Source organism: Streptacidiphilus sp. EB129, assembly GCF_041262645.1.
GTDB lineage: Bacteria > Actinomycetota > Actinomycetes > Streptomycetales > Streptomycetaceae > Streptacidiphilus.
Window position 1 is genome coordinate 89,997 of sequence record NZ_JBGCCS010000026.1, and the last position, 17,736, is coordinate 107,732.

Consider the following 17,736-nt stretch of genomic DNA (forward strand, 5'->3'; position numbering starts at 1 on the left):
CCACGGACCTGCAAACCCGCAGACCCGCAGCCGCGGCCGACACGCCGCCCCGCACCGCCACGACCCGCCCGCAGGAAGGCCGCATCCGATGCCCCAGGACCTGGACCCCGGTTCCACCATCTTCTTCAACCTGACCATCGACGGTGAGAGCCTGGGCGACTTCAACACCTGCGAAGGACTCTCCTCCACCGTGGAGATCCATCAGCACCAGGAGGGCGGCAACAACGGCTTCGTGTGGCAACTGCCGTCCCGGGTCACGTTCTCCACCATCACGCTGACCCGCCCGCTCACCCCCGACACCTCCAAGGTCGCGGCCTGGATCAGCTCCGTCACCACCGGCATCACCCGCCCCACCGCGCAGATCGCCGCGAAGCGCGCCGACGGCTCGGTCGTCGCCCGCTGGGGGCTGATCGACGTGCTCCCGGTGAGCTGGAGGGGGCCGTCGCTCAACCCGTCCAGTCCGGCCGTGGCCGTGGAGACCCTGGAGATCACCCACCACGGCTTCACCGACGCGGGGGCGGCGTAGATGGCGGGCAGCGGAGGCGCGGGCAAGAGCCTGGTGCGGGCCTCCCTGGCCATTCACCAGCCGCCCGTCGGCTACAGCACCACACCGGGCGCCCTGATGAAGACCCTGGACTTCGACTTCAACCCGTCCCAGCTGGCGCTGAGCCGCCGTGCCCAGTGGCGGAGGAGCCCGGCCGCGGCCGCGCGCTCGGGATCGGTCCCGGAATTCATGGGCCCGGTCCCGCGCACCCTGTCGCTGGAGATCCTGCTGGACCGTTCGCAGGACCCGGACAGCCACGACGTGCGCAAGAACGTCGAGTTGCTCTTCTCATGCTGCGAGACGACCTCGGCCAGCATTTCGGCGAAGCAGCCCTCGACGCCCTGGGTGGTCTTCAACTGGGGCGCACACTCCACCGTGCGCTTCACCGCCTACATCAGCTCGGTGGACGTGTCGTACGTCCAGTTCAGCACCACCGGGGTGCCGACCCGCGCCGTCTGCCAGGTGCAGCTGAACGAGATCCCGAGCATGACCGCCGGCCAGAACCCCACCTCCGGCGCGCTCACCGCCCGGCGGGTGCACCGGGTGGTCTCGGGCGACTCGCTGCAGTTCCTGGCCTGGCGCGAGTACGGGGACGCCACCGCCTGGCGCACCATCGCCGAGGCCAACGGCATCGACGACCCGGCACAGCTGCGCCCGGGTACCGAACTCATGCTCCCCGCCGCTGAAGAGGTCGGCCACTGATGACGCAGATCGGCTACTCCAACGTCCTGCACGTCACGATCGGCGGCGTGGTGCTCAAGGAGCCCCTCTCCACGCTGCTGGTGGCGGGCTGGGTCGACTTCGGCGCCGGTGTGCCGGGCGCGTTCCAGCTCACCTTCCGCGACCCGAAGAAGCAGTTGCTCGGCGAGGCCGGTATCGAACTCGGCACCAAGGTGGTGCTGGCCCCGGTCGCCGACGGTCAGGGGGCGCAGTCGCCGCTGCTCACCGGCGAGGTCACCGGGCTGGAGACGGACTACGACGGCACCGGCACCTACACCGTCGTCCGCGGCTACGACCTGGGCCACCGGTTGCTGCGGCAGCGCCGGGTGGTCGGCTACACCAGGATGACCGCCTCCGCCATCGTGGCCGAGCTGGCCGGCAAGGACAGCGTCCCGCTCGGCACCGTCCACGCGACGAAGACCGAGTACGAGTTCATCACCCAGGCCAATGTCACCGACTGGGACTTCCTCTGCCGGCTCGCCGACGAGAACGACAGGGTGCTGTCCCTCAGCGCCGAGGGCGAGCTCCGGTTCGTCAGACCCGAACCGGCGTCCGGCGCGCCGCCGGTGGGCCTGGCGAGCGAGAAGAGCCCGTCCGTCCTGCAGGGCGGCGTCGACATCCTGCGCTGCCGCGCCGCGGTCACCGCCGCCGACCAGGTGGCCACCGTGGAGGCGCGCGGCTGGGACGTGACGGCCAAGCGGGACCTGATCGGCCGGGCGACCGCGGAGGCCAACCCCGGCATCACCATCGGGACCTCGCCCGCCAGGGCCGTCAGCGCCTTCGGCCCGGTCACGCTGGTGGAGACGGACACGCCCTACGACAAGCAGGCCGAGGTGAAGAACGCCGCCGACGCCCTCGCCGCGGACGTGACCGCCGCCTTCGCCGAGTTGGAGGTGACCGTGTACGGCAATCCCCTGCTGCGTCCCGGCCGCCCGGTCACCCTCTCCGACGTGGGCAAGCCCTTCGAGGGCCAGTACACCGTCACCGCCGCGCGCCACAGCTTCGGGGACAGCGAGCACTACACGACCGTGCTGACCGTCAGCGGACGCCAGTGGCGTTCGCTGTACGGCCTCGCCTCGGGCGGCACCGGGGCCGTACCCCGGCTGCCGAGCGTCGCCAACGCCCTGGTCACCGACGTCAAGGACCCGCTCAAGCAGGGCCGGGTCAAGCTGCGGTTCCCCTGGCTGGACGACCTGTACATCAGCGACTGGACCCGTAGCGTGCAGTTCGGCGGGAAGGGCGGCGGCGGGCTGATCACCCCGGACGTCGGCGACGAGGTGCTGGTGGCGTTCGACCGGGGCGCCCTGGACCACCCCTTCGTCATCGGCGGCCTCTACAACGGCAAGGACATGCCCCCGCGCGGCGACGTCCCGGTCTTCCATCCGACCAGCGGAAAGATCAACCGGCGCACCCTGGCCGACCGCAGCAACAACCGTCTGGACCTGCTCGACCAGAGCGCCGGCGGCAAGCGCGGGGTGCGGCTGAGCACCGGCGACGACCGGCTGACCATCAACCTGGACCGGACCGGCACCGAGATCAGCATCGACAGCAAGGGCGACGTCACCATCACCGGCACCACCTCGGTGTCCGTCAAGGCCGGGGCGACCATGTCGCTGGAGGCGGGCGGAGACCTCTCGATCAAGAGCGGCGGCATCCTCAACATCGAGGCGAGCACCGTCAACGCCAAGTCGCTGGGCCCGTTCAGCATCGAGGGGCTGGCGGCGGTCACCGTGAACGCCGGGGCGGCGCTGGAGATGAACGCGCTGGGCACCGCCCTGCTGTCCGGCGAGGCCTCGCTGGTCCTCGCCTCGCCCGCGAACGTCAACATCGGCGGCCTCAACGTCGCGATGGTGGGCGTCGTCACCGCCAACGCATTGCCGGTGGTCTGATGGCAGAGGTGGTCTGATGGCAGAGCAGTTCGTCGGCACCGGCTGGGCGTTCCCGATGCGGATCGGCCCCACCGGCGGCATCGCCCTGGTCAGCGGGGAACGCGAGGTCGAGGAGGCGATGCGGCTGGTGCTGGCGACCGCGCCGGGCGAACGGCCGATGCGCCCCGAATTCGGCTGCGCCATCCACGACATGGTCTTCGCCCCCGTCAACGAGGCCACCGCGGGCCGCATCCAGCACGAGGTGTACGCCAGCCTGGACCGCTGGGAGCCGCGCATCGAGGTCGAGGACGTCCAGGTGACGGCCGGCGAGGACCAGGGCGTGCTCTACATCGACGTCCGCTACTCGATCCGGGGCACCAACAACCCGCGCAGCCTGGTCTTCCCGTTCTACGTCATCCCCTCCCACGACTCCCCCGGCGAGGCGTCCCCGGGCCGGGGACCGGCCACCGAAAGCGACCGCTGATGGCACTGCCCTCCCCCAACCTCGACGACCGCCGCTTCCAGCAGTTCGTCGACGACGCCAAGCGCTACATCCAGCAGCGCGCCCCGGAATGGACCGACCACAACGTGTCCGACCCCGGCGTCACCCTGATCGAGACGGTCGCCCACATGGCCGACCAGGTGGTGTACCGGCTCAACCGCGTGCCGGAGAAGAACCACCTGGCCTTCCTCGACCTCATCGGGATCACCCGCTTCCCGCCGTCTGCCGCGCGCACCGATGTCACCTTCTGGCTGTCCGCTCCCCTGGACGAGGCCGTCCGGGTGCCCCTGGGCACCGAGGTCGCCACCGCCCGCACCGAGAGCGAGGAGGCCGCGGTCTTCGCCACCGAGCGCGAACTCGTGGTGGTGTCCAGCGAGTTGTCCTACCTCGTGGTCCAGCACCACGGGGAGTCGGTGGTCGACCGGACTTCGGACCTCGCCGAGGGCAAGGACCTGCTCTGCTTCGCCGAGTCGCCGCAGCCCGGGGACTGCCTGCTGCTGGGGCTGAGCGCGGCCGTCCCGCACTGCGCGGTGGCGCTGACGCTCGACAGCCGGGTCGACGGCGTCGGTGTGGACCCCCGGCAGCCGCCGCTGGTCTGGGAGGCGTGGACCCCCGACGGCTGGAGCGCGTGCGAGGTCGACCGAGACGGCACCGGCGGCCTCAACCGTCCCGGCGAGGTGGTCCTGCACGTCCCCGGCGGCCACACCCTGTCCCGCTTCGGGCGGCGCGAGGCGGGCTGGCTCCGCTGCCGGGTCACCGACCCGCTGCCCGACCAGCCCTTCTACACCACCTCGCCCACGGTCCGGTCGGCCGAGGCGTTCACCATCGGCGGCACCACCCGCGTGGTGCACTCCGAGACGGTGCGGGACGAGGGGCTCGGGGAGTCCACCGGGCTGCCCGGCCAGCGGCTTCGGCTCGCCCACGCACCCGTGGTCGGCGATGTGCCCCCGCTGCTGCTCCAGGTCGCCGAGGACGACGGCTGGGCCGACTGGGAGGTCGTCCCGCACTTCACCACCTCCGGCCCGGACGACCGCCACCTCACCCTGGACGCGACCACCGGCGAGATCGCCTTCGGCCCCGCCGTCCGCGAACCCGACGGCACCCTGCGCCAGTACGGCGGCGTGCCGTCCAAGGGCGCCTTCATCCGCGCCCGCCGGTACCGCACCGGCGGCGGAAGGGCGGGCAACGTCGCCCGGGGCGCGGTCCAGGTGCTGCGCAGCTCCGTCCCCTACGTCTCCGAGGTCGTCAACCGCGAGGCCGCCGGCGGCGGGGTGGACGGTGAGACCGTCGCCGAGGCGAAGGCCCGCGCCCCGATCACGCTGCGCGCCCAGGACCGCGCGGTGACCCTGCGCGACTACGAGGAGCTGGCCCGGCGCGCCGCCCCGGAGACCGCCCGGATCACCTGCCTCGAAGGCGACCCGGACCAGCACGGCGCCCACGCGGTACGGGTGCTGGTGGTCCCGCAGGCCGTGCCCGACCCCGGCGGACGGCTGCGTTTCGAGCAACTGGTCCCGGGCGACGCGCTGCTGGAGCGGATCACCCGGTATCTCGACGACCGTCGGCTGATCGGCACCCGGCTGGCCGTCGGCCCGCCGTACTACCAGGGCGTCACCGTCGTCGCGACCGTGCACGCCTTCCGGGGCACCGACACCGACCGGGTCCGCCGGCAGGCCCATGACGCCCTGTACCGGCACCTCGACCCGCTGGTCGGCGGAGCCCACGGCACCGGCTGGCCGTTCGGCCGCCCGGTGCAGTCGGGCGAGGTCTTCGCGGTGCTGCAGCGGGTGCCCGGCATCGAGCTCGTCGACGAGGTGCTGCTGCACCCGGCCGACCCGCTGACCGGCAAGCGCGGCGACGCGACGGAGCGGATCAACCTCGACGCCCCGTCCCTGGTCTTCTCCTTCGACCACCGGGTCCGCGTGATCGGGGACCCGTCGTGAGGGGTTCCATCGACGGTCTGGAGTCCTCCGCCCCGCTGGGCGGGATGCTGCCCGCCGTCTTCGCCGAGGACGACCTGGCCCAGCGCTTCGTCGCCGGTCTTGACGAGGTGCTGGCCCCGATCCACAACGTCCTGGACTGCCTGGAAGCCTACTTCGACCCGTCGTTGGCCCCCGTCGACTTCACCCGCTGGCTCGGCGACTGGGTCGGCGCGGAGACCGACGGGGTGGAGTCGGAGGCGGTGCTCCGCGCGGCGGTCGCGGCCGCCGCGGGCCTGCACCGGATCCGTGGCACCCGGCGCGGCCTGGCCGAGGCGGTACGTCTCGCCTTCGGCGTGGAGCCGGAGATCACCGAGAGCGGCGCCGCCGCCTGGGACGCCCGGCCGCTGGGCCCGGTACCCGGCGAACCCCGCCCGCGCCTGCACGTCGCCGTCGCGCTGCCCGACCCGACGCCCGCCGACCGGCACCGGCTGGAGACCGTCGTGGCCGCCGCCCGCCCCGCCCACATGCCCTACACGGTCCAGGTGACCGCCGCCGAAAGGACTCCCCACAGGTGACCAGCCAGACCTCCGACCAAGGCCCCGAGGGTGGCGCCGCCCAGACCTGCGCCGAGTGCGGCACCCGGTCGCCCCTGGGCCAGTCGTTCTGCGACGGCTGCGGCGCGGTGCTCAGCTGGACCCCGGACCGGGAGCGCGCCGCCACGCCCGGGACGGCGCCCGCACCCGCGCCGAAGCCCGCACCTGCGGCCCTGTCGCCGGAGCCCGCAGCCGAGCCCGCGTCAGACGCCGCGTCCCGGTCCCGGTCCGACGCGTCCACGGCCGCCACTGCTGCCTCTGCTGCCCCCGCCGCCGTCCGGGCCGAAGACGACACGGTGCCCCAGCCACTGGCTCCCGCCGCCGCTCCCCTCCCCCCGGCGGCCGTCCCGCCGCGACCGGCCTTCCCTCCGGCGGCGGCCCCGCCGGAGCCGGGCACCCCGATGGCGGGGCCCCCTACGGGCATCGCCGAACCGACCAAAGCCCCGGATACCGTCCCGCAGCCGACCCTCCCGCAGCCGACCGTGCCACAGCCAGCGGTCCCGCAGCCGACGGTCTCCGCCGCCGAACGGGCCCGGGCCCTGCTCGTGCCGGTTGCCGACCCGGCGCAGCCGGTGGCGTCCACGCCGTCGGTCGCGCCCGTCCTGCCGGGGCGTCCGATCGCGGCGCCGCCGCAGGTCCAGGCGCCCGGCGCGGAGTCGGGCGACGAGGGCGGCGCCCCCTGTCCGTGGTGCGGCACCGGCAACCGGCCCGACCGCCACTTCTGCCGTCGCTGCGCGATGAGCATGGCCGGACGGTCGCAGGACCCGGCCCGCCGGCCCTGGTGGCGCCGGCTCCCGGGCCTCCGCGAGCGGCGGGTGCCGTGGGCCGGCGAGCGGCCCCGGCTGCGCCGGGACCTGGGCCGCATCGCGACCTGGGTGGGCTGGGCCGCGCTGCTGACGCTGGTGGTGTACGCCGCGCTCAACGTCGGCACGGCAGTCCAGGCGGTGAGCGACCACTTCGCCAAGCGGGCCCCGGTGTCGCCGGACTCCTCCACCGCCTCCCGGTCGTTCCCCGGCCACGGTCCCGAGCTGGCCTTCGACAAGATCAACAACACCTGGTGGGGACCCGGCATCTCCGGGGACGGCGCGGGCCAGTGGATCGACGCCCACTTCGACCAGCCGACCCGCCTGCTGAACCTGGTCATCACCTCGGGCGAATCGACCCAGCCGAGCGACCTGGCGAAGTCCGCCCTCCCGCACAGCATCGAGGCCGTCGTCACCACCGCCGACGGCAGGACCAAGTCCGTCTTCCTCACCCTGGACCAGGTCAGCGGGGGCCAGACCCGCGACTTCCGGGTCGGCTCGGTCACCGACGTCCGCTTCATCATTCGCTCGGCCTACGGCGCCGCGCCGGACAAGCAGGTGGCCATCGCCGAGATCGAGTTCTTCGGCCCGTCCAGCGCCGGCAACTCCTGACGGCGAGGCACCGTCCCGGGGTCGCACCCGGCCTGCGGCGACGGGCCTACGCCAGGAAGTCCCAGTCGGGGAAGGAGTAGTCGTTCCACAGGGCCCGCTCGTTCTCCTGTGGGGCGTCCTGCACGCTCGGTCGCAGGTCCCAGATCCGGGTCGCGCGGACCGCTGCCGTATAGGACGGCCAGCCGGGGGCGCCGGAGCGGGCGAACGAGGTCCAGGCGCCGATCATGTCGTGAGACAGCCGGGTCAGTGCCGGCCGGTTCGCGGCGACGGTCGCCGCCCCGCGCGGGACCCTGCCCAGGTCGAGGTTCCCGAACACGAACGGCAGTTCCAGGGTGTGCATGGCACCGAGGTTCTGGGCCGCGGGCAGCCCCTCGACGTAGGGCACATGCCAGTCGAACTGGTAGACGTAGGTGGGCCGCCAGTGCGACTGGGCCTCGGCGAGCCGCAGGGTGGGCACCCGTTCGAGCTGGTCGGTGAGCATCGCGTTCACGACCCGGCCCTCGGTCTCCCCCGGGCGGTCCGCGGCGTAGACGTCGAACATCTGCTGCTTGCGGGCCGCGAGCACGGCCGGGAAGCTGCGGTAGGCACTGAGCGGATAGTTCAGCACCGCCGGTTCGAACATCGCGAAGTAGTCGGTCTCGTTCTCGTTGGTCCCGACCATCACGTCGACGTTGCGGGCACTGCCTGCGGCGATCCGGTCGACCACGGGTCCGGGCACCAGCGACCCGTCGATGTAGGGCCCGAAGAACACGGCACCGGCCAGACCGGACAGGCCGTTCTGCGCCTTCTGCTGCAGGAGCAGGACCTGCTGCGTCGTCAGGGAGTCCAGCTGGCCGATACTGCGGATGCCGCCCGCGGTCAGCACACGCGACGCGACCGCCTGAGCGTAGTCCCGGGTGTGCACCAGGTATCCCGGCCCGCTCTCGGCGACGGCGCGGCTGAACAGCCGCTCGGGCTGGTGTCCGGCCAGCAGTGCGTCGATCGAGATCGCCCCCGCGGACTCACCGAAGACGGTGACATCCCGCGGGTTGCCACCGAAGGAGCGGACGTGCTGCCGCACCCAGGCCAGCGCCGCGATCTGGTCACGCAGCCCGTTGTCGCCCGACCCGGCGTACCGCGGATCGAGGCCGCCGAGCTCCGTCCAGCCCAGCACGCCAAGCCGGTAGTCCACCCCGACCACGATCGCACCGCCCCGCGCGGCGAGTTCGGCGCCGTCGTACCCGGAGTCGCCGGCGGATCCGTAGACGTCGGCTCCGCCGTGCAGAAACACCATGACGGGCTTGTTCCCGCCCGGCGCCCGCGACGACCAGATGTCGACATGCAGACAGTCCTCGACCCCGCCGCCGCCCGCGTCGGTGAGGTCCTGCGGGCAGCCCGGCTTCGCGACGGTCGCCGGCAGGACGCCGTGCCAGGGCGCGGGCGGGGCCGGCGGCCGGAACCGCCGGGCGCCGGTGGGCGGCGCGGCGTACGGCACGCCGAGGTAGGAGCAGGTCCCCGCCTCCGGTGCGCCCTGGACCCGGCCCAGCGAGGTCCGCACCAGGCAACCCGCCCGGGACGCCGCACCGGCAGGCCCCGGCAGGCCCGCCACCATGCCCAGCGCAAGGGCGAGCACCGCCACCACCGCGCCGATCCTGCGCCGTAGCGCCTTCATCCCCGGGAACATCACGGTCTCCTCCTCATGGTGCCGCGCACGGAGGCGGCCCCCGGGCCCAGCATCGACGAGCCGACCACCCGAGGTCATCGGAGCCCGGGTGGACAGCCCGTCTCCACCCCCGGCTGGAGATGCGGCGGCGGATGAGGCATGCACCAGAAGGTGTTTGACGTCTCATCAGACTCACGGCGTGGCTCCCCCGCACGCGGCCGGTATCGCGCGCGGCCTGGCCGCTGCGGGCGCACCCTCGGGCTCTGCCGAGGGTGCGCCTGGCTGGTGCTACTTCCAGATGCCGTTGATCGGGTCGGCGTAGAGGTCGTTCTTGGTGAGGCTGGGCAGGCTGAGTGCCGCCTCGACGGTGCGCAGCACGCTGTAGTGGGTGTAGCGGTCGGCGGAGGTGCTGCCGGCCCGGACGCCCTGGGAGCCGAGGACCAGGGTGGGGATCCGCTGCAGCTGCTTCTGCCCGTCGGCCGCGTCCTCGTCCCAGGTGACGATGAGAAGCGAGCGCTGGGTCTTCCAGGCAGGCGAGTTGAAGAGGGTCGGCAGCGTCTTGGAGAGCCAGGTGTCACCGGCGGTGACGCCGCAGCCCTCCATGTCGTCGCAGTCGTCGGCGCTGAGCCAGGCGAAGGTGGGCGTGGTCGCGGCCGACTTCAGGTCGGTGGTCATCTGGGTGAGCGGCAGCAGGTGCGCCTGGCAGTTGGCCGGGTTGTTCTTGATGTCGTTGAAGAAGTAGAACGGCAGGTCGTCGATGGTGTAGGCGCCGTGGCTGGTGGTGTCACACGGCGTGGCCGCGTTCTCCATGTAACCGCGCCAGCTGCCACCGGCGTTGTCGACCAGGTCGCCGATGTGCTGGGCGTTGACGGTGCTGGTGAACGGCGTGTTGCCGGTGACGCCGAACAGGCTGCCGCCGGCCAGGGCGACGTAGTTGGGGTCGCTCGGGTGGGTCTCGCCGACGGCGTTGGTGAGACTGGCGCCCTTGGGGAGCAGGCTGTTGAGGTACGGCGCCTTGCTCTTGTTGCCGACGATGCCGTTGTAGTCCTGGTTCTCCATCATCACGACGAAGACGTGGTCGTACCCGGGGACGTGGGCCTGCGAGGGCAGGGGCAGTGCCGGGGCCGGGACCGGCGCGGAGATCCGCAGCGAGAGGTCGTCGGCGTAACCCTGGCCGTGGCCGGTACGGTCGGTGGGCAGGTTGCCGGTGATGGTGAGCACGGTGCGGATCGAGCGGGTGCCGGCCGGGATCTTCCCCAGCGCCTGCACGGGCAGCAGCTCGGTGGTGTTGCCGCGCTGCGCCGCGGTGACCGGCTTGAGGGTGGCCGTTCCCAGCGCCTTGCCCTTGCCGTTGAGGAAGGTGCTGGTCACCGTGGCGTTGTCGGCCAGCGAACCGGTGCCGCCGAGCCAGCCGGTCAGGTTGTAGCTGACGGTGCCCTTGTCGATGCGCTTGGCCGCGGCCGACACGTCGGCGGTCTGGGTACCGGTGCTGACGCCGCCACCACCGCCGGAGAAGAAGTTCTGGCCGCGGTCCACCGGCCCGGTCGAGGTGAGCGTCGGGTAGCCGGAGACCCCCTCTCCGCCCTGGGCGCCGTAGGCCACGGAGTTGAGCAGTCCGGTGACCTTCCAGCCGGGCACCGTGTTGGTGTCGACGCCGTCGAGGGTGCCCTCACCCTGCTCGGCCCCGCCGTTGACGATCAGGTTGGGCCCGGTCCCGGTGTCCGGCTGCTTGGGCGGCGGGTTCCCCGACGGCGGAGTCACGACGGGCAGGACGGTCAGGGTCAGCGGACCGGACAGGACCGTGTAGCCGTCGTTGTAGAGGTAGTAGACGTTCCAGTTGCCGGCGGCCAGCGTGTGGGTGTCGAAGCTGACGCTACCGCTGGCGTTGGGGGTGTACTGCCAGATGGTCGAGCCCTGCGTGCCGGGGGTGGCTCCGGCCGGGTAGATCCCGATCCAGTTCTTGGCGCTGAGCTGCGCGGCGGGCGTCGAGTAGGCGAAGGTGACCTGGTCGCCCTGGTGCACCGGCGTCGTGGTCGTCTCGGTCAGTGACGCGCCGCCGCTCTGGGCGGCGGCGGTGTGCGCGGAAGCCGTGGGCTGGGGAGCGGAGACGGCCTGCGTGACTCCGGCGCCCACCACGGCCACAGCTGCGGCGATGACCATGCTGGAACGGACTCCGCGGCGCAGGTGCCAGGCGGGTCGACCCTCAAGTTGTTCAGACATGTGGGCGAGATTCCCAGAGCCCAGCGGTTCGCCTCCCTCCTCCGGGCGACGTTCTCATGTCGATCGGACGAACAATCCGTCAGTTTCGCGCAGGCCACGCCAAGATCCGCGCAGGAACGCGCAGGGGCCGTGGTGCCCCCGTCGAATCGGACGCCTGATCAGTCGGGCCTGTTCATCCTGCTTCTGGCCACGCTGATGACCAGCCGGACGACCAGGCCCAGGACCGCCAGGTCGAGCAGCATCTGCACGCTGACGGCCGCCCGCGCGGTCTGGCTGACCGGGGCGATGTCGCCGAAGCCGACCGTGGCGAAGACGGAGATGGTGAAGTACAGGGCGTCGAGGCGGTCCAGCGACTCGTTGAAGGAGCCCGGCGTACTGTCGGCGAGCGACCAGTACAGCGAGGCGAAGATCACCAGGAACAGCACGACGCCGACCGCGACCGCCCGTGCCGCGCGCAGCATCGGCATCGCGGACCGCAGCACTCCGCGCAGCTGCCAGCCGACCACTCCGGCGAAGACCGCCAGGCTCGCGGCCAGCCCCAGCCAGCTGTCCCTCCACGGGCGGTCCAGCGGCGCCAGCGCGTACAGGACCAGCAGCGCCGAGACCGAGGCGACCACCTCGACGACGACGCCCACGAGTGCCCGGGCGCGTCGCCGCGGGGACAGCTCCATGAGGCGGGTGGGGCGCTGCGGCTGCCGCCCTCCGCGACCGGTCCTCACCGGCCGCTCACCGGCCGGCCGACGACCCCACCCACCATGACCTCCCCGTTCACCCGCACTGCACGCCACCCCGATCTTCGGTCCCGGCCGGGCCGCCCGCAATCCGACCACGCGCGGACGGCGGACCCGGCCACCCGTACGGGTGACAGGCGGCGGCGTACCCGTGCGGCGCCGCGTTAATCCTTGAGGGCTTGTCGCCAGACTGTTGGGTCGCCGAGGTGGAGCCCGCCGCAGGCGCAGTCGAGGGCTTCTTCAGGGCTTCCGGCGTTTCATGAACACTCATGTCACATGGTCTGGTTCTCGGCCGACTGCTGCTTCGCCCGCCACTCGGCCCCCGCGCGCTGGATGCGGTCCCACAGAGCAGCGCGGTCGGCGTCGTCGATGGCCGACAGGTCCAGATGGAACACGTCCGTTGCGATCTTGAACAGCTCCTCAGCGGACTCGAGGGTGCGTGTCGTGCGCCGTCCGGCCCCCTCATCGCGCGTGAACTCGTCATCCAGCACGAACTCGGCGCAGCCCGCGTCGCGGCGGAAGAGCTCGAACCACCTGACGTAGGGAGACTGCGGCGACGTCGACAACTCGGTGTGGCAGCTCCTGAAGTCCTCCCACGTGGCCGGCGCCAGCGTGAAGTCCATGCTGTGGAAGGTCGTCTGCGCCGGATCGGTGAAGAACCGCCAGGCGTCCGGGCCGATCTCCGGCAGCGGCCGCAGCTCGAAGCGGAAGGGACCCTGGACGTGGACGCCCTCCCGAAGCGGGATGGGCTCGTGGTGCGAGTTGGCCAGGCCGACGTCGACCGACCAGCGTTCGCCGTCGATCACGACGGTGAGGGCCATGTGCGTGTCGTATTCGTCGGCGGTCGCCTTGGCGGTCGCGGCGGAGCCGTTTATCTGGCCGCGGTGCACGGTGACGTCGTACCCGAGGACGGTCAGCAGCTCGCAGAAGGCGTTGTTCAGGTTGAAGCAGTAGCCGCCCCGGCCGGCCAGGATGCGGGCTATGGACTCGGCCGGGTCGATGCCCTGCGGGCGTCCGAGCTGGATGTCGAAGTTCTCGAAGGCGATGAGCTCGACGTGTGCGCGGTGCAGTCTGCGCAGGGTGTCGACCGACGGGGCGCCGAGGGACTGCGGGTCGTCGACGCCGAGCCTGGCCAGGTAGGGCGCGGTCCAGGCGGGATGATCGTTCGTCTTCGAGGTCATGGCTCCGCACCCTAGTGCAGCGCCGCGAATCCGCTCAGGGATTAACGCGCCGCTGCACTAGGGTGCGGCCATGACTGCGCAGACGTACCTCTCCGGCCTGTTCTCGCTCGACGGCCGCGTCGCCGCGGTGACCGGCGGAAGTTCGGGCATCGGCCGGGCCATCGCCGGGGCGCTCGCGCGGGCCGGGGCGCGTGTCGTGGTCGTGGCGCGCCGCGAGGAGGAACTGGCGGCCACCGTCGCCGAGCTGACGGCGGACGGCTGCGAGGCCGCCTGGGTGAGCGGCGACCTGGGCAGCCGCGCGGGCGTGCGGGCGGCGGCCGAGCAGGCCGCGGCCGTGTTCGGGGAGCCCGACATCCTGGTCAACAGCGCCGGCGTCAACCTGCGGCCGCCGCTGGGCGAGCTCGGCGAGGACGTCTGGGACACCACCATGGCGGTGAACCTGGAGGCGCCCTTCCTGCTGGGCCAGCGGTTCGGCCCGGGGATGGCCGAGCGGGGCTTCGGCCGGATCATCCACATCAGCTCGCAGCAGGCGCACCGGGCGTTCGTGCAGAGCGGCGCCTACGGGGTCTCCAAGGGCGCGCTGGAGTCACTGGCCCGCTCGCAGGCCGAGGCCTGGTCGCCGCACGGGGTCACCGCCAACACGCTGGTGCCGGGCTTCGTGATGACCCCGCTCAACGCACGGCTGTCCTCCGACCCGGAGCGGGTCGCGGCGCTGGCCGCGCGCACCCTGGTCGGACGCAACGGCCTGGCCGAGGACTTCGCCGCGCCCGCGCTGTTCCTGGCGAGCCCCGCCGCCGCCTACGTCACCGGCCAGTCGCTCTTCGTCGACGGCGGCCTCTCGGTCCACTGACCGCGGTGCACCAGCCCCGCCGGGCTCACCCCGTCGAGGCGGCCAGCCGGGTCCAGCGGTCGGCCAGCAGGCCGAAGAGCACGTCGTCGGTCCACTCCCCCTTCATCCAGGTGTTGGCGGGGCGCCGCCCCTCCTCCTGGAAGCCCAGCCGCTCCAGCAGCCGCGCGGAGTCCAGGTTGCGGGCGTCGCACTCCGCGGACACGCGGTGCAGACCACGCCGCTCGAACAGGTCCCGCAGCACCGCGCGCACCGCCTCGGTGGCGTACCCCTGTCCCTGCCGCTCCCTGGCGAGGGTGAACCCCACCTCGGCCTGCATCAGGTTCTCGTGCAGCTTCACCCCCACATCGCCCACCAGGCAACCCTCGGCCCGGAGTTCGATCGCGTACTGGAACCACCCGGGCCGTCCGGGGTCCGCTGCGGCGAACTCCCGCACCAGAGCGGCCGCGGCCTCGGCCGACACCGGCGCGGTCCAGCCCTGATAGAAGGCCACGGCCGGGTCCGAGCGGTACGCGGCGAGCGCGGGCGCGTCCTCCGGCCGGAAGCGGCGTACCTGGAGTCGAGGAGTCTCAAGAAGCATCAGACGATCATCCCACCCGTGTCCCGTCGATCAGACCCAAATGAATGACGGGGGTCACCAGAGGCCGAGGGTGCGGGCGAGGTGTTCGGCCTCGCGGGCCCAGCGGGCGCAGAGCGCCAGGCTGGCGGCTCGCGCAGCGTAGCGGGCGCCCCCGTCGACGGCGGCCTCGCCGCCGTAGTCGCGCTGCTGACCGGCGGAGGCGAGGGCAAGGCTTCTGACGGTCAGCCAGTCGTGCTTCACCCCGGAGGCACAGATGCCGAGCCGGGACCAGGCGCTCGTCACCGGACCAGCCTGCCTCGGCGAGGCCGGCGAGGTAGGCCCGGGTGGCCCGGGAATCGATCTCGTCGAGCAGCGTGTGGGGCAGCAGCAGGTCGAAGACCGAGTCCGGGACGAGGTTGCCCACGTCCTCCCCCAGCGCGCCGTCGCCCACGAAGGACCAATCGAGTAGCACCACCTCGCCGTCGGGGCGGCGGATGACGTTGCTGGGCCAGACATCGAGGTGGCAGACCGTACGGGGCAGCCTCCGCGCGACCGACAGCAGGCGCTCGCGGTCATCGTGCAGCCGCCGGAGCGCGTGTCGGAGATCCGGGGGAAAGTGGTCCCGAACGAGCGGCTGGGACCAGGCCCGGTCGTCGTCGAGCAGGCTCCAGTCCGCGGGCCGCGAGGTGCTGTAGTCCGTCAAGAACCCGCGGCTGAGCCGCGGGTGGTCGGGAAGCTCACGCCGGCCCTGGCTATGGCCCAGGGCCCGGGCGGTCTCGGCGATGTCCTCGACGGACAGCTGACCCGAGTGCCTGCCCTTCACGTCCACGGGAGAGCACCTTGTGGACCACCCCGCCCTCACGCCGGATGCCGCCGGTCACCGCGTTCTGCCGGTTGTGAGTCAGCTCCTCCCTGGCCATCCGGCCACTGTAGGCCCCGGACCGGACCGGAAGCTGAGCGAACGTCACAACGCCATCCCAAGGCGGGCACTGCCCGAGGCCAGCCCGGAGGTAACATGGTGGGGCTGCCGGCCGCTGCGCGCGGCCGGCGCTTGCTGCGGGGCGGCGGGGGGCTGCTTGATGCGCGTCGTGATCATCGGAGCCGGGATCGGCGGGCTGTGCCTGGCGCAGGGGCTGGTGCGGGCGGGCATCGAGACCGTCGTGTACGAGCGCGACCCCGGCGTGGACAGCCGGCGGCAGGGGTACCGGATCCATCTGGACGGGCGCGGCGCGCTCGCCCTGCACGCCTGCCTGCCCCCGGAGCTGTACGAGCTCTTCCTCGCCACCATGAGCCGGCCGAGCCGGCAGACGACCGTCGTCAGCCGGCAGTTGCGCACCCTGCACACGGTCCGGGGCTCCGATCCGGACCTGTCCAGCCCCGCGACGGTGAGCGCCGGCGTGGACCGCGCCGTGCTCCGCTCGGTCATGCTCTGCGGACTGCAGGACGTGGTCCGCTTCGGCAAGGAGTTCGAACGGTATGAGACCGGCCCGGACGGGTCGGTGACGGCGCACTTCGCCGACGGCGGCCGGGACCACGGCGACCTGCTGGTGGCCGCGGACGGGGTCGGCTCGCGGATCCGCGGCCAGTACCTGCCGCACGCGGTCGTGCGCGACACCGGCGGCCGGACCCTGTACGGCAGGACTCCGCTGACGGACGAGGTGCGGGCGCAGCTGCCGCCGACGATGTGGGAGGGCTTCACCGCCGTGGTCGGCTCCCGCTCGCTGGGCATGGCCCTCGGGCTGGTCGACTTCCGGGAGCCGCCCGCCGAGGCGGCGGCGCGGCTGCGGCCCGGTGCGGCCGTCCGGGACTGCGCCCCCTACGCGATGTGGGCGCTGTCCGGCGAGGCCCGGGCGTTCCCCGGCGACGCCCGGATGCGGGCGCTCGACAGCGCCGGACTGCACGCGGTGGCCACGTCCCTGGTCCGCCGCTGGCACCCCGACCTCCGGGCACTGGTGCGCCACGCCGACGTCGCCGGGACGTTCTACCTCGCCGTCCGCACCTCGGAGCGGATCGACCCGTGGCCGGCGACGGCGGTGACGCTGCTCGGCGACGCGATCCACGCGATGTCGCCGAGCCGCGGCTCGGGGGCGAACATCGCGCTGAAGGACGCCGCGCTGCTGTGCACGGAGCTGACCGCCGCCGCCCGGGGCGGGCACCCGCCGGCGGACGCGGTCGCCGGCTACGAGGCGGAGATGGTGGACTACGGCTTCACCGCCGTCAGCGACTCGCTGGCCCTCGCCCGCCGGAGCGGCGGCGTGGCCGGCGCCCTGGCCTCGCTGGCCACCCGGCTGCGAAATCGCTGACGGACAGCCATCGAGCCGACCCGGCACCTAGGCTGGGACCGGAGAGACGACCGAGTGCCACCCGTGCGACGGAGGACTTCTGTGAGTTCCTACAATGCCGCGATCATCGCCGAGTTCCGGGCCAACGAGGGCCGGGTGGGCGGCAACTTCGCCGGCGCGCCACTGCTCCTGCTGACCAGCAGCGGCGCGAAGTCCGGCCGACCGTCCACCTCGCCGATGATGTACCTGGCCGAGGGCGACCGCTGGCTGGTGTTCGCGTCCAACGCGGGCGCCCCCACCAACCCCGCCTGGTACCACAATCTGCGCGCCAACCCGGATGCCGTGATCGAGGTCGGCTCGGAGACGGTCGAGGTGACCGCCACCGTCACCGAGGGCGCCGAACGCGACCGGATCTACGCGGAACAGGCCCGGCTCTACCCCGGTTTCGGCGAGTACCAGGAGAAGACCACCCGGGTCATCCCGGTGGTGGCGCTGGAGCGCCGCGCCGGCTGACCCGTGGTCCGCACCGCCTGGCCGGTGAACTCCCGTGCCGCTGTGGGGGATTACCGTAGATCCGGCACGCGCCGGCCGGGCTGCGCGCGCCGTAGCAGCAGCGCCGAATCCCGCGCAGGGCCTTCGCCGAGCGCTAGGGATACATCAAAGGTGGCGCCGTGTAAGGCGGTTGATGTTGCATCACAATGATCCAAACCGGC

The 17,736-nt window shown here is 72.6% G+C and carries 16 protein-coding genes; 10 read left to right on the top strand and 6 right to left on the bottom strand.

What is annotated here, in order from left to right; genetic code table 11:
- Positions 1-88: 88 nt before the first annotated feature.
- Genes ABH925_RS26965 through ABH925_RS26995 form a run of 7 tightly spaced genes read left to right on the top strand, consistent with a single transcriptional unit; the run spans position 89 to position 7,561 of the window.
- Positions 89-526 carry a phage tail protein gene (locus ABH925_RS26965; RefSeq protein ID WP_370151703.1) on the top strand — a complete coding sequence of 146 codons (438 nt, stop codon included), beginning with the start codon at positions 89-91 and terminating at the stop codon, positions 524-526.
- Positions 527-1,246: a LysM peptidoglycan-binding domain-containing protein gene (locus tag ABH925_RS26970; protein ID WP_370151706.1), complete on the top strand. Its 720-nt coding sequence runs from the start codon at positions 527-529 to the stop codon at positions 1,244-1,246.
- Positions 1,246-3,153, top strand: a complete 1,908-nt coding sequence (locus ABH925_RS26975) for a VgrG-related protein (protein WP_370151708.1) — start codon at positions 1,246-1,248, stop codon at positions 3,151-3,153. The genes ABH925_RS26970 and ABH925_RS26975 overlap by 1 nt, the downstream gene beginning before the upstream one ends.
- 16 nt (positions 3,154-3,169) lie before the next feature.
- A complete protein-coding gene (locus tag ABH925_RS26980) occupies positions 3,170-3,616 on the top strand; it encodes a GPW/gp25 family protein (RefSeq protein ID WP_370151710.1) in 447 nt (148 codons plus the stop codon).
- Positions 3,616-5,574: a putative baseplate assembly protein gene (locus ABH925_RS26985; RefSeq protein WP_370151712.1), complete on the top strand. Its 1,959-nt coding sequence runs from the start codon at positions 3,616-3,618 to the stop codon at positions 5,572-5,574. The genes ABH925_RS26980 and ABH925_RS26985 overlap by 1 nt, the downstream gene beginning before the upstream one ends.
- Positions 5,571-6,128, top strand: coding sequence for a phage tail protein (locus ABH925_RS26990; RefSeq protein WP_370151714.1), 558 nt, complete (start codon positions 5,571-5,573; stop codon positions 6,126-6,128). Before ABH925_RS26985 ends, ABH925_RS26990 begins: the two co-directional genes overlap by 4 nt.
- A complete protein-coding gene (locus ABH925_RS26995; protein WP_370151715.1) occupies positions 6,125-7,561 on the top strand; it encodes a zinc ribbon domain-containing protein in 1,437 nt (478 codons plus the stop codon). The genes ABH925_RS26990 and ABH925_RS26995 overlap by 4 nt, the downstream gene beginning before the upstream one ends.
- A gap of 46 nt (positions 7,562-7,607) precedes the next feature.
- Here the strand turns inward: ABH925_RS26995 and ABH925_RS27000 are convergent, their stop codons facing one another.
- From ABH925_RS27000 to ABH925_RS27015, 4 genes are all read right to left on the bottom strand, one after another.
- Entirely contained in the window at positions 7,608-9,224 is a 1,617-nt protein-coding gene (locus ABH925_RS27000) for a carboxylesterase/lipase family protein (protein WP_370151717.1), read from the bottom strand.
- A 267-nt stretch (positions 9,225-9,491) separates the two neighbouring features.
- Positions 9,492-11,423, bottom strand: coding sequence for an alkaline phosphatase family protein (locus tag ABH925_RS27005; RefSeq protein WP_370151720.1), 1,932 nt, complete (start codon positions 11,421-11,423; stop codon positions 9,492-9,494).
- Between the two features lie 158 nt (positions 11,424-11,581).
- The gene (locus ABH925_RS27010; RefSeq protein WP_370151722.1) at positions 11,582-12,094 is read right to left on the bottom strand and encodes a potassium channel family protein; all 513 of its coding nucleotides are present in this window, start codon (positions 12,092-12,094) and stop codon (positions 11,582-11,584) included.
- Between the two features lie 332 nt (positions 12,095-12,426).
- Positions 12,427-13,335, bottom strand: coding sequence for an arylamine N-acetyltransferase (locus ABH925_RS27015; RefSeq protein WP_370151724.1), 909 nt, complete (start codon positions 13,333-13,335; stop codon positions 12,427-12,429).
- Positions 13,336-13,405: 70 nt separating this feature from the next.
- Here ABH925_RS27015 and ABH925_RS27020 point away from each other — a divergent pair, with 70 nt between their 5' ends.
- Positions 13,406-14,185, top strand: a complete 780-nt coding sequence (locus ABH925_RS27020; RefSeq protein ID WP_370151726.1) for an SDR family NAD(P)-dependent oxidoreductase — start codon at positions 13,406-13,408, stop codon at positions 14,183-14,185.
- Positions 14,186-14,210: 25 nt separating this feature from the next.
- Here the strand turns inward: ABH925_RS27020 and ABH925_RS27025 are convergent, their stop codons facing one another.
- Both ABH925_RS27025 and ABH925_RS27030 read right to left on the bottom strand, forming a co-directional pair.
- On the bottom strand, positions 14,211-14,762 hold the full coding sequence (locus tag ABH925_RS27025; protein WP_370151728.1) for a GNAT family N-acetyltransferase: 552 nt from the start codon (positions 14,760-14,762) through the stop codon (positions 14,211-14,213).
- Between the two features lie 54 nt (positions 14,763-14,816).
- Positions 14,817-15,044 carry a hypothetical protein gene (locus ABH925_RS27030; protein WP_370151730.1) on the bottom strand — a complete coding sequence of 76 codons (228 nt, stop codon included), beginning with the start codon at positions 15,042-15,044 and terminating at the stop codon, positions 14,817-14,819.
- A 776-nt stretch (positions 15,045-15,820) separates the two neighbouring features.
- Between ABH925_RS27030 and ABH925_RS27035 the strand changes: the two genes are divergently transcribed.
- Together ABH925_RS27035 and ABH925_RS27040 are read left to right on the top strand one after the other, a co-directional pair.
- On the top strand, positions 15,821-17,044 hold the full coding sequence (locus ABH925_RS27035; protein WP_370151732.1) for an FAD-dependent oxidoreductase: 1,224 nt from the start codon (positions 15,821-15,823) through the stop codon (positions 17,042-17,044).
- Positions 17,045-17,125: 81 nt separating this feature from the next.
- Positions 17,126-17,536 carry a nitroreductase family deazaflavin-dependent oxidoreductase gene (locus tag ABH925_RS27040; RefSeq protein WP_370151734.1) on the top strand — a complete coding sequence of 137 codons (411 nt, stop codon included), beginning with the start codon at positions 17,126-17,128 and terminating at the stop codon, positions 17,534-17,536.
- The last annotated feature ends 200 nt before the right edge of the window (positions 17,537-17,736 follow it).